This window comes from Geodermatophilus sp. URMC 63 (assembly GCF_053502565.1).
The window spans coordinates 1,037,034-1,048,806 of sequence record NZ_CP199956.1 but is presented as its reverse complement, the minus strand read 5'-3'; the positions used below and the strand labels follow the sequence as shown (position 1 = coordinate 1,048,806).

10 protein-coding genes and 1 pseudogene are annotated in these 11,773 nt (G+C 74.4%); 4 read left to right on the top strand and 7 right to left on the bottom strand.

The window, feature by feature from the left end; genetic code table 11:
• Positions 1 to 43: 43 nt before the first annotated feature.
• Positions 44 to 862: a putative protein N(5)-glutamine methyltransferase gene (locus ACWIZO_RS05120; protein ID WP_448641430.1), complete on the bottom strand. Its 819-nt coding sequence runs from the start codon at positions 860 to 862 to the stop codon at positions 44 to 46.
• 47 nt (positions 863 to 909) lie between these two features.
• Between ACWIZO_RS05120 and ACWIZO_RS05115 the strand changes: the two genes are divergently transcribed.
• Positions 910 to 1,722 (top strand): sulfurtransferase, encoded by an 813-nt coding sequence (locus ACWIZO_RS05115; RefSeq protein ID WP_448641429.1) that lies wholly within the window; start codon positions 910 to 912, stop codon positions 1,720 to 1,722.
• A gap of 52 nt (positions 1,723 to 1,774) precedes the next feature.
• Here ACWIZO_RS05115 and ACWIZO_RS05110 read toward each other — a convergent pair whose 3' ends face one another.
• The gene (locus tag ACWIZO_RS05110) at positions 1,775 to 2,380 is read right to left on the bottom strand and encodes a pyridoxamine 5'-phosphate oxidase family protein (protein WP_448641428.1); all 606 of its coding nucleotides are present in this window, start codon (positions 2,378 to 2,380) and stop codon (positions 1,775 to 1,777) included.
• Between ACWIZO_RS05110 and argG the strand changes: the two genes are divergently transcribed.
• Entirely contained in the window at positions 2,373 to 3,821 is a 1,449-nt protein-coding gene (gene argG / locus ACWIZO_RS05105) for an argininosuccinate synthase (protein ID WP_448641427.1), read from the top strand. The genes ACWIZO_RS05110 and argG overlap by 8 nt on opposite strands.
• A gap of 29 nt (positions 3,822 to 3,850) precedes the next feature.
• Here the strand turns inward: argG and ACWIZO_RS05100 are convergent, their stop codons facing one another.
• The 5 genes and pseudogenes from ACWIZO_RS05100 to ACWIZO_RS05080 form a co-directional block, all read right to left on the bottom strand.
• A complete protein-coding gene (locus ACWIZO_RS05100) occupies positions 3,851 to 4,222 on the bottom strand; it encodes an SDR family NAD(P)-dependent oxidoreductase (protein WP_448641426.1) in 372 nt (123 codons plus the stop codon).
• A gap of 63 nt (positions 4,223 to 4,285) precedes the next feature.
• Positions 4,286 to 4,939 (bottom strand): TOPRIM nucleotidyl transferase/hydrolase domain-containing protein, encoded by a 654-nt coding sequence (locus ACWIZO_RS05095; RefSeq protein WP_448641425.1) that lies wholly within the window; start codon positions 4,937 to 4,939, stop codon positions 4,286 to 4,288.
• Between the two features lie 348 nt (positions 4,940 to 5,287).
• A pseudogene (locus tag ACWIZO_RS05090) lies at positions 5,288 to 6,100 on the bottom strand (transposase family protein); the annotation flags it as partial.
• 41 nt (positions 6,101 to 6,141) lie between these two features.
• A complete protein-coding gene (locus ACWIZO_RS05085; protein WP_448641424.1) occupies positions 6,142 to 6,795 on the bottom strand; it encodes a response regulator in 654 nt (217 codons plus the stop codon).
• Positions 6,792 to 7,967, bottom strand: coding sequence for a sensor histidine kinase (locus tag ACWIZO_RS05080; RefSeq protein ID WP_448641423.1), 1,176 nt, complete (start codon positions 7,965 to 7,967; stop codon positions 6,792 to 6,794). The genes ACWIZO_RS05085 and ACWIZO_RS05080 overlap by 4 nt, the downstream gene beginning before the upstream one ends.
• A 304-nt stretch (positions 7,968 to 8,271) precedes the next feature.
• On the opposite strand from ACWIZO_RS05080, the gene ACWIZO_RS05075 reads away from it, so the two are divergent.
• Together ACWIZO_RS05075 and ACWIZO_RS05070 are read left to right on the top strand one after the other, a co-directional pair.
• Positions 8,272 to 9,225 (top strand): CPBP family intramembrane glutamic endopeptidase, encoded by a 954-nt coding sequence (locus ACWIZO_RS05075; protein ID WP_448641422.1) that lies wholly within the window; start codon positions 8,272 to 8,274, stop codon positions 9,223 to 9,225.
• Positions 9,222 to 11,555: a M20/M25/M40 family metallo-hydrolase gene (locus ACWIZO_RS05070; protein ID WP_448641421.1), complete on the top strand. Its 2,334-nt coding sequence runs from the start codon at positions 9,222 to 9,224 to the stop codon at positions 11,553 to 11,555. The genes ACWIZO_RS05075 and ACWIZO_RS05070 overlap by 4 nt, the downstream gene beginning before the upstream one ends.
• Positions 11,556 to 11,773: the final 218 nt, after the last annotated feature.

Sequence of the window (11,773 nt, the reverse complement as noted above, 5' to 3'; positions counted from 1 at the left end):
CCCTCTCCGATCGGACAGGGACCAAGGACCCGGGACTCGGAACTCAACCGACCGGTAGGGCGGGGAGCGTGCCGGTGACCACCGCCGTCCCGTCGTCCGGGGACACGTCGGCCCGGGCGCACAGTCCGGCCCGGGTCGCGACCTCGACCAGGGCGGGGGCCTGGTCCTCGCCGACCTCGACCAGCAGGCTGCCCCCCGGTGCCAGCCAGACCGGCGCCCCGGCGGCCACGCGCCGGTGCACCTGCAGTCCGTCACCGCCGCCGTCGAGGGCCGTGCGCGGCTCGTGCAGCCGGGCCTCCGGCGGCAGCAGGGCCAGCGCGCCGGTGGGCACGTAGGGCGCGTTGACCACCAGGACGTCGACCCGGCCGCGCAGCCGCCCGGGCAGCGCGTCGTACAGGTCGCCGCCGTGCACCCACCCGCCCACCCGAGCCAGGTTGCGCCGCGCGTAGGGCAGTGCCGCCGGGTCGACGTCAGCGGCGTGCAGTTCGGCCAGCCCGACGGCGGTGGCCAGGGCCAGCCCGACCGCGCCGCAGCCGCAGCACAGGTCGACGGCCACCGGCCGCCGCCCCGTGCGGTCCCGGACGCCGACGGCCTCCTGCACCGCGCGCGCCACCAGGGCCGCCGTGCGCTGCCGGGGGACGAACACGCCGGGGCCGACGGCGACCCGCAGGCCGCAGAACTCGACGGCGCCGAGCAGGTGCTCCAGCGGCGTCCCCGCGGCCCGGCGGGCGGCGAGGTCGTCGAGCCCGGCGCGGGAGGCCGCGGCGCCGGCGAGCAGCCGGGCCTCGTCCTCGGCGAACACGCAGCCGGCCGCACGCAGCCGGGCGACGAGGTCCGCCATGGCCGCGGGGGAGAGGAGCACGGCCCCAGGCTCCTCCTCCCGGTTCGCCGGGGTCGTACGGTCGGGCCGTGATCCCTCCCGTCGTCGACGTGACCTGGCTGGACGCCTCCCGCGGCGACGTCCGGCTGGCCGACGTCCGCTGGTACCTCGACGGCCGGTCCGGCCGGGCGGCCTACGACGCCGGCCACCTGCCCGGCGCCGTCTTCGTCGACCTCGACCGCTGGCTGGCTGCGCACGGCAGCCCCGCCGAGGGCCGCCACCCCCTGCCCGAGCCGGAGGTCTTCGCCGAGGGCATGGCCGGGCTCGGCATCGGCGACGGCGACACGGTGGTGGCCTACGACGACGCCGGGGGGGTGATCGCCGCCCGCCTGGTGTGGATGCTGCGCGCGACCGGGCACCAGGCCGCCCTGCTCGACGGCGGGATGGCGGCGTGGGACGGCCCGCTGGAGCAGACGGCGCCCGACCCGCCGCGGGCCTCGTTCACCGCCCGGCCGTGGCCGGCCGGGCAGCTGGCCGGCATCGACGACGCCGCCGACCCGGCGAACGTGGTGGTCGACGCCCGCGACACGCAGCGCTTCCGCGGCGAGCAGGAGCCCCTGGACCCGCGGCCCGGGCACGTGCCCGGCGCGGTCAACGTCCCGTGCCGGGGCAACCTGGACGCGTCCGGGCGGTTCCTGCCCGCCGACGAGCTGCGGGCCCGCTTCACCGCCGCCGGGGTCACCGGGGACAGCACGGTGGTGTCCTACTGCGGCTCCGGTGTGACCGCCTGCCACAACCTGCTCGCCCTGGAGCTGGCCGGGCTGCCCGCGGGCCGGCTCTACCCCGGGTCCTGGTCGCAGTACAGCCACGCCCTCGACCGCCCGGTCGCCGTCGGCGACTGAGGGACCTCCGGAGGAGCCGGCCGCGGCGGTCCGGCCGGCCGTCCCGGGAGCGTCAGGAGTCCCCGGTGGCGAGCCTGTCCAGGTAGTCGCCGAACCCGATCGCGCCACCGGCCTGCGCGGTCCGGTCGCGGTCGGAGGGCGGGAGCACGTCCTGCACGGCGTCGATGCGCTTCCACGCCGGGTGGGGGGCGTTGCCCTCGGCGTCCGGCACGTACGGGGAGTCGCTCACCCGGGTGTGCCGGTGGATGTAGCGGCCGCAGTTGTGGAACACCCGCTCGACCCGCGCACGGACGACGAGGCAGGCGCCGGGCCACTCGCCCAGCAGTTCGTCGTCGGCGATGACGCTCGCCGTCGCCTGGACGCGGACCCGGTTCGGCGTCTCCAGGTCGATGAACAGCATGCCGATCTTCGCGGAGTCGCTGATGTTGCCCATCGACAGGTACATGCCGTTGCCGTCGTAGTCGGGGAAGGCCAGCGTGCCGGGGTCGAGGACCCGCACCAGGCCAAGGGCGCCGCCCTTGTGGGACATGGTCGGCATGCCGGTCGCGTCGACGGTGGCGAGGAAGAAGAAGTCGCGCGAGGCGATGAAGTCGCGGTGGTCCTCGACGCCCGCCCATGAGTCGTCATGCAGAGTCGTGCATACTGATGCTGTGTCCAAGGTGCTGAGCAGTCTCCCCGTCGGCGAACGCGTCGGGATCGCCTTCTCCGGTGGTCTCGACACCTCCGTGGCGGTCGCCTGGATGCGCGACAGGGGCGCCGTCCCCTGCACCTACACCGCCGACATCGGCCAGTACGACGAGCCCGACATCGCCTCGGTGCCCGGGCGGGCCGGCAGCTACGGCGCGGAGATCGCCCGGTTGGTCGACTGCCGCGCGGCGCTGGTCGAGGAGGGGCTCGCGGCGCTGACCTGCGGGGCCTTCCACATCCGCTCCGGCGGGCGCAGCTACTTCAACACGACCCCGCTCGGCCGGGCGGTGACCGGGACCCTGCTGGTCCGGGCGATGCTCGAGGACGACGTCCAGATCTGGGGCGACGGCTCGACGTTCAAGGGCAACGACATCGAGCGCTTCTACCGGTACGGCCTGCTGGCCAACCCATCACTGCGGATCTACAAACCGTGGCTGGACGCCGCGTTCGTCACCGAGCTCGGCGGCCGCAAGGAGATGTCGGAGTGGCTGACCGCGCACGGGCTGCCCTACCGGGACAGCGCGGAGAAGGCCTACTCCACCGACGCCAACATCTGGGGGGCCACCCACGAGGCCAAGCGGCTCGAGCACCTGGACGCGAGCATGGAGATCGTGGAGCCGATCATGGGCGTGCGGTTCTGGGACCCCGACGTCGCGATCGAGACCGAGGACGTGACGATCGGCTTCGCCAACGGCCGGCCGGTGTCGATCGACGGCAAGGAGTTCGACTCCGCCGTCGACCTGGTGCTGGAGGCCAACGCCATCGGCGGCCGGCACGGCCTGGGCATGTCCGACCAGATCGAGAACCGGGTCATCGAGGCCAAGAGCCGCGGCATCTACGAGGCACCGGGCATGGCGCTGCTGCACGCGGCCTACGAGCGGCTGGTCAACGCCATCCACAACGAGGACACCCTCGAGACCTATCACCTGCAGGGCCGCCGGCTGGGCCGGCTGATGTACGAGGGTCGCTGGCTGGACCCGCAGGCGCTGATGCTGCGGGAGTCGCTGCAGCGCTGGGTCGGCATGGCGGTGACCGGCGAGGTCACCCTGCGGCTGCGCCGCGGCGAGGACTGGTCGGTCCTCGACACCACCGGACCGGCCTTCAGCTACCACCCGGACAAGCTGTCGATGGAGCGGACCGAGGCCCCCGCCTTCGGGCCGGGCGACCGCATCGGGCAGCTGACCATGCGCAACCTCGACATCGCCGACTCGCGGGCCAAGCTCGAGCAGTACGCCTCGCTGGGCATGGTCGGCAATGAGCGGCCGGCGCTGGTCGGCGCCGCGCAGGCCGCCGCGACCGGGCTGATCGGTGCCATGCCCGAGGGCGGCGCCGAGGCGATCGCGGCGCGCGGCGCACGGGGCGGCGACGAGGAGCTGCTCGACCGCGCGGCGATGGAGTCCGGCACCGACTGATCGCTCGCGCCGGGTCAGCGGGGCGCGGGTCAGGCCCGGCCGTGCGTCACGAAGTGGCCGACCGCCGCGTGGCAGCCGGTCAGGGCGAGCGCGAGGTTGGTGGTGACCAGGTCCAGCACCTCGCCGGCGGAGGCGCTGGTCAGCGACGCGTCCCGGAAGACGGCGGCGTTGTTCACCCAGCCGGTCAGTGCGCCCCGGGCCTCGGCCGCATCCGCGGCCCGCGCCGCCACTCCGGGGTCGCGGGCGTCCCCGCTGACCAGCCGTACGCGGTCGTGCACCCAGGTCAGTGCGGGAGCGACGTCCACGACGACGACCTCGCCGTCCGCGGCCAGCCGCTCGGCGATGCCCCGGCCGACGCCCTGGGCGCCGCCGGTGACGACGTAGGAGAGCTGCTCGGGCACGTGGCCATCCTGTCGCCGGGGTCGGTGTCCGATACCTGCGGCATGCCTCGGTGCCGGTGCGGCTCAGGTGGCGGCCAGCAGCCGGAGCAGCGGTGTGGGCACCGACGACGGGTCGAGCCGCTCGGCCAGCGCCCGCGCGTACCGGGCCTTGCGGCCGCTGGTGGTGCCCAGGAAGCGGTGCAGCTGCTGCTCGGGCGGGCGACCGCGGTGCGCCGGCTGGCGGCGGAAGGTCGTCAGCGCGCGGGCCTCGCGCTGTGCTCGGACGACGTCCTCGACGCCCGCGATCCCCACCGACCGGATGAGCTCCTCCTCGAGGTCGGCCACGCAGGCGAAGAACCCGGCTGCCGACAGGGCACCCCCGGTTCCGCCGGCCGCGTACCCGGTCCCCTCCACCGCGCGTCGGAAGAACGGCTCCTCCGCGGCGTCGTACAGCCCGGTGACGCGGACGTCGAGCCCGTGCGGTCCGAGGAGCGCGGAGTAGCGGCGGACGTTCGTGGCGCCGCCCATCGGCAGGACGCACACGCCTTCGGCGGCGAGGTCCCGGCCCCGGGACCGCGCGACCGCCTCCACCGCCTCGCGGTCGCTGACCCCCTCGACCAGCACGACGGTCCGGAGCCCGGCCTCGCCGGAGAGGCGGCGGGCGAGGGTGGCCGAGGCGTCGTCGCCGCGCGCGGCCCAGGTCCGCAGGGCGGAGGCGAGCTGCGCCGATGCGGACACGGGGCGACCCTGTCAGTCGTCCGGCGCCGGGGACAACCGGACGGATTCAGCGGCGTACGGGGCAGGGCGACCTCTGCTCCAGTGGAGCGCTCACGAGCAGTCCGTCCTCGACGACTCGCCGATCAAATCATTCTCAGCGTTCGCGATCTGTCGAAAGAGCGGCGCCGTTCTATTCGAGTCGGTAGCGTACATGCATCTGAGTGAAGGCTTGATTGTCGATGGTGCGGTGTAGGAATCAACGCTTCTCAAGCGGTGGCGATCGAGCCGTTGAACATCGTTGGCTACGACTTGCCGGTCGCCCTGGTGTGCATTGAGTCATTCCCAGTGATGATCTGGGCCACTTGTTGATCACGTAGTGCGGTCATGTTCGTGTGGAGCAGGACCAGGGCGGCGGTGATCGCGCCGATGCGCCAAGGGCAAAGGCTGACCCGGTGCAGGGCCTTGAAGGTCGTCTTGAGCAGCGAGTTGCCGCGTTCGGCGAGCGCTCGGGTGGCCACGTGCAGAGCATTGACGGTGCGCTGATTGTCAGTCAGGGATCGGTCGGCGGTGCGCTTGATCGGGAGGGTGAGCGTGTCCTGTTCGCCCGCGTAGCCCAGTCGGCGAGGGCGGCGTGGTGGGTGTCGGTCCACTGCGCCGGCAGCGGCAGCGCCTCGGGCGTTGGCGCGTAGCGCGGTGGTGTCGTGTTCGCGGCCGGACCGGGGAGGTCCAGATGGGCCAGCGTCCGGGTGGCGATGACCTGCACTTTGCCGCCGTGGGCGGCGTGCTCGCCCGACCACCACAGGTGCCCCCGGCGATCCGGGCGGTCGGCCCAGGCGGCCGGACCCGGGGCGCGGCAGCGGTCGGGGCGGATCAGCGTGCCATCCACCGTCACGTGCGGATGGCCGGCGGCGCGAGCGGCCAGCAGCGCGCCAGGTAACCCGGGGGCGGCCGCGGCGAGCATGTCGATGCCCTCGTGCAGGAAGCGGTAGGCCGTCCAGCGGCCGATCCGGTCGTCGGCGGCCAGCTGGGCCGGTCGGGTGCCGTTGAGAAACCAGCGCAGTACCAGCACCGCCTGTCGGTAGCAGCCCAGTGCCCGCCGCCGGATCGGGTGCCTCGTCGGCGTCGCTCGGCGGCCGGCAGGCACGACACGAACAGCACGGTCTCCCCAGAGACCCGAACCGGCCTCTACACGAGGCCGATGGTCATCGACCCGGCTGCGCCGGTCAGGGTGTGTCGATGAAGCCGGTGCGGTAGGCCCACACCACCGCCTGGGTGCGGTCGCGCACCTGCAGCTTGGCCAAGATGCTCTTGACGTGGGTCTTGACCGTTTCGGGTGAGAGCCAGATGCGGCGGGCGATCTCGGCGTTGGACAGGCCCTCGGCCAGGTCGCGCAGGATCTCGGTCTCGCGTTCGGTCAGCTGCGCGGCCCGCACCAGCCGGTCGCGGTCCGGTGGCCGCCGGCCGGCGTGGGCGGCCAGCAGGCGGCGGGTGACCGCGGGGGCGACGAGGGCGTCACCGGCGTGGACGGTGCGGATGCCATCGATGAGCTGCTCGGGGGTGGCGCGTTTGAGCAGGAACCCGTCGGCCCCGGCGCTCAGGGCGTCGTCGACGACCTCGTCGAGGTCGAAGGTGGTGAGCACCAGCACCCGTGGGCGTCGCGGCCAGGACACGATCTCCCGCGTCGCGCTCACCCCGTCCACCGAGGGCATCCGGACGTCCATCAGGACCACGGCGGGCTGCAGCTCCCGCGCCCGGCTGATCGCCTCGCGGCCGTCGGCGGCCTCCCCGACGACGTCGATGTCGTCCTCCACGCTGAGCAGCGCCCGCAGCCCGCTGCGCACCAGCGCATCGTCGTCGGCGAGCAGGACCCGGATCACGCCGTCACCGCCGAGGTTGCCGGCAGTACCGCCCGCACCCGGAACCCGCCCTCGACCGGGCCGGCCTCGAGGAAGCCACCTTCCAGCCGGGCCCGCTCGCGCATGTTGACCATCCCCCGGCCCTGCACCGGCTCGTCGCACCGGGTGCCCTCGTTGAGGACGTCGGCCACGACCCGGTCACCGTCCCGCGCGACCTCCACGCGGATGCGGCCGGCCGCGGTGTGCCGGACGGCGTTGGTCAGCGCCTCCTGCACGATCCGATGCAGCGCCCGCGCGGTGTTGTCGGGCAGCTCGACGCCGTCCACCCGCAGGTCCACCGGGCGCCCGGTGGCCCGGATGCGGTCGGCCATCTCCTCCAGGTCGGCGAGGGTCGGTGCGAAGGGGACGGCCTGCCGGTTGCCCTCATCGGGCTGGAGCACTCTCAGCAGCCGGTCCAGCTCCTCCAGCGCGCCGCGCCCCACCGTCTCGATGCGCGCCAAGGCCTCGTGGGCGAAGCCGGGGTTGTCGGCGAACACCCGCCGCCCCACCCCGGCCTGCAGGACCATCACGTTGACCGTGTGCCCGAGCGAGTCGTGCAGCTCGCGGGCCAGCCGGGTGCGTTCCTGCATGAGCAGCCGTTCGGCGGCCAGTGCCTGGAGGCGGCTCTCGTCCGCTCGCCGCACCTCCGCCGCGGTGGCGCGGGCCCGGCGGCTGCTGAGCTCACCGGCGACGGAGGCGAGGAGAAAGTCGGTGCCGAGGACGAGCACGTCACTCCCGAGCGTGGCGCCGAGGTCGAACGCCTCGTAACCGGCGACAGCCAGGACGACGATCCCGGTAGCCACGGTCCGCAGCCGGGGTCCGCCGACGGCGAAGCAGGTGAACAGGGCGATCCAGGGGGCCAGGACGACCGGCCCGGCGCTGTACCCGGCCGCCGCGGTGCCGACGACGACGAGACCCGACACGGCCAGTGCGGCTGAGGGTGCCGTCGAACGCCAGAACAGCCCGATCGGGGCGATCGCGGCAAGGCAGAGCCCGAGGACGTCCACCGGCCGGTAGGCAGCCTCGGCCGGGAAGGCGACAGCCGCGCCGACCGACACCACCGCCATCGCCGCGGTGAGCTGCGCATCGGGCCGGGTCGGTGCCCACCGGCGCCCGCCGGCACGGCGGTGGGTGATGGCAGCGGAGGACGACACCTCCCATCGTGCCTCTGCACCCCGCCGGACCGCGACACCCGTCAGAGGCGGCCGCCCTCCCTCGCCCGAGGGAGCCGCCCCACGGGCCGGAGGGGCAACGGCTGCCAGAAGACCACCTCCGCGAGGGCGCACACCGACCCGCCCGAGGCTCGTGGACGGCGTCCACCTGCCAGGAAGCTGAAGCCCGGGCCGAGCTCCTGCGACGTCCCGCCGACCGGCTGAACCAGGAGGATCTCTCGTGATCACCGACCACGTCTCCCCCGACCCACCGACCCGATCAGTGCCGTCCGCCAGGCGCCCGGCGATGAGCGCGGCGGTGAGCCCGGGCGTGGCCACGGCGCCCGGCGAGACCGACTTCACCCAGCTGGGCAGGCTGGGCCGCACCTCCTGGCGGCGCCACCTGGCGGCCGTGGCCACCATTCTCGGGTTCTGGGTGGTCCTGGGCGGCGTGGTGACCGTGCTCGCCATGCGAGCGGCCGCAGGCGACGACCCCGCGGGCTGGACCGGAAGGTCCCTCGGTGGGTACCTGATCGTCAACGCCAGCCTGCTGTGCCTTCTGGTGGGCGTGGCCGTGGCCGTGCGGTACGTGCACCACCGTCCGGTGCGCTCCCTGGTCACCCCGCGCCGGCGCATCGACGTCCGCCGGGTCCTGCAGGGCTTCGCCGTCTTCACCGCGCTGCTCGGCGCCACCCGCGCCCTGCAGGCCCTGTGGCACCCGGACCAGTTCGCCCTGACCACCGACCTGCTGACCGGCCCGGGCCGGTGGCTGGTGTGGGCCCCCGTGGTCCTGCTCCTCACGCCGCTGCAGGCCGCCGCCGAGGAGCTGTTCTTCCGCGGCTACGCCCTGCAGGCGCTGGGGCTGCTGACCCGCAGGACGTGGGTCCTCGTGACCATCTCGGCCCTCCTGTTCGCCGCCCCGCATGCGCTCAACCCCGAGCTGCTCGCGAACCCCCTGCCGACGGCGGGCACCTACCTCCTCGCCGGGGCCCTGCTCGCGGTGGTCACCCTGCGCGACAACCGGCTCGAGCTGGCGATCGGCGTCCACGCCGCGAACAACGCGTTCGTCGTGCTGATCGTCAACCACCCCCACTCGGCCCTGCCGAGCCCGGCGATCTGGAGCACCCCGCTGGACCCGGGCTACGACCTGGTCACCCAGGTGCTCGCCGCGGTCGTGTTCTGCCTGCTGCTGGTGCGCCGCCCCGCGACCACCCGCCCGCAGGCAGTCCCGGTCGCCGCCACCGGCAGCGCCGGACGGTGAGCACCAGTCGGGCCGACGCCGCCCACACCGTGCGTGCCGGTCGCGTCCTCGGGGTCGCGGCGCTGCTGCTGCTCACCGCCCTGGCGGCGCTCAGCGTGCTGGTGCTCCAGCCTCCGGCACCGGCACCGGCGGACGCACCTGCCGATGCGTTCAGCGCCGACCGTGCGTTCGCCGAGGTCCAGCAGATCGCGGCCACGACGCACGTGACCGGCAGTGCGGCCGACGACCGGGTCCGCGCCCACCTGGTCGACGTCCTGACCGGCATGGGGCTGCAGACCCGGGTGCAGGAGGCGGTCGGCGCTCACGCCGACGGCCCGGGCTCGGTGGCGGTGGCCCCGGTGCGCAACGTCGTCGCCGTCCTGCCCGGATCCGACCCGACCGGCCGGTTGTTCCTCCTCGCCCACCACGACTCGGTGGCGACCGGGCCGGGCGGCAGCGACGACGCCGCCGGGGTATCCACCGTGCTGGAGACGGTGCGGGCGCTGGCCGCTGGGCCCCGCCTGCGCAACGACGTGGTGGTGGTGTTCACCGACGCCGAGGAGGCGGGCCTGCTCGGTGCCCAGGCGTTCGTCGACTCAGACCCGCTGGGCGCCGAAGGAGGCGTGGTGCTCAACCTGGAGGCCCGCGGCACCGGCGGCCCGCCGCTGATGTTCGAGACGGCGTCGGGCAACGCCGACCTCGTCGGGGTCTACGCCGGAGCCGCTCCGCACCCGGCGGCCACCAGCTTCGCCGTCGAGGTCTACCGGGCACTGACCAACGACACCGACTTCAGCGTGCTGCTCGCCCGCGGCTTCACCGGCCTCAACACCGCCTTCATCGACGGCAACGCCGCCTACCACACCCCGCAGGACACCCCGGACCGGATGGACCGCGGCAGCCTGCAGGCGATGGGGGACAACACCCTGGCGCTGGCCCGGGCGCTGGGTGCAGACGACCTCCACGACCTCGCCGAGCCCTCCTCCAGCGACGCGGTGTACTTCCCCGTGCTGGGCGGGCTGGTGCGGTACCCGGGCTGGCTGGTGTGGCCGGTCGCCGGGCTGGCGGTGGTCGCCGTCGGTGCGCTGGCCGCCGTCGCCCGGCGGCGGACCGGGACGTCGCTGCGCCGGTCGCTCGCGGGGTTCGGGCTGGCCGTGGTGCCGGTGGTGCTGGCCCCGCTGGCCGCCCAGGCGGCCTGGGCGCTGCTACTCGCCGTCCGGCCGGGCTACGGCGAGATGATCGACCCCTGGCGCCCTGGCTGGTACCGGCTCGGTGTGGTGCTCCTGACCCTGGCCGTGCTGTTGGTCTGGTACGCCTTGCTACGGCGCCGGGTCGGGCCTCGTGCGCTGGCGATCGGGGGGCTGGCCTGGCTCGCGGTGATCGGGGTCGTCCTGGCCGCGCTCGTGCCGGGTGGCTCCTACCTGACCGCGCTCCCCGCGTCGGTAGGTGCGCTCACGGGTCTGGCTGGACTCGCCGGCGGGCCGGTGGTGCGGCTTGTGGCCGCCGTCGTCGGCGGCGCGGTCGCCGTGGTGGTGCTGGCGCCGACGATCGCGCTGCTCTTCCCCCTACTGGGGCTGGCTGTCGGTGCGTTCCCGGCGCTGCTCACCGTCCTGCTCGGACTGGCCCTGCTGCCGGTGCTGGAGTTCCTCTTCCCGACCGGGGAGCGGCCGCGCCGGCTGGGCAGTGCGCTGGTGCCGGCCACGGCCGTCGTCGGTGCCGTCGCGCTGTTCGCCACCGGCCTGCACGTCGACACCTTCGACGCCGCGCACCCGGTGCCCACCGAGCTGATGTACTGGATGGAGGCCGACCGCGGGCAGGCCTGGTGGGTCAGCCTCGAGGACGACCCGGTCGACTGGACCGCGCAGTACCTCGCGGGGGCAGACGCCCCTCCCGGTGAGCTGGCCGACGCGGTGCCCGTGTTGGGCGGCGACGTCGCCACCGGGGAGGCCGAGCCCGCCGACCTGCCGGCACCGGCGCTGACGACCTCCGTCCGCGAGCTGGCCGGCGGGCGACGGGAGGTGACCGTCGCGGTGCAGTCCCGGCGTCCGGCCCGGCAGGTGATGTTCGACGTCGCCGGGGCCACGGTCACCGATGCGACCGTCGCCGACCGGGCCGTTCCCGCCCAGGCGCTGCAGCAGGACCGGCTGACCGTGACCTTCTCCGCGCCGCCGGCCGAGGGGGTCCGGGCCACGTTCGTCGTGGACGGCGACGGGCCGCTCACCGTGCGAGCGCTGGACGTCAGCGACGGGCTGGCCGACGTGCCCGGCTTCACCCCCCGCCCGGCTGGCATCGGAGTCGCAGGCGGCACCACCTCGGACCTGCTGGTGGTGGCGACCCGCCAGCGACTGGACTGAAGGAGCAGCTGCGCAAGTAGCTGACACCGTTGCCATCGCGAGCATCGCGCCCATAGAGAACCGGGCACCCGGGGAGGCCAGCCACAGCACCGCCGAGGCTGGCCTCCTCGGCGTGTCCAGCCGCGTCCGCTCCGTAGCTCCCCGCCCGCGTACCGCGGGGTCATTCGTGAGGAGCCGGCCCGGGGCCCAGCGCCCGTGCCCCCCATGTGCCCGTGCCA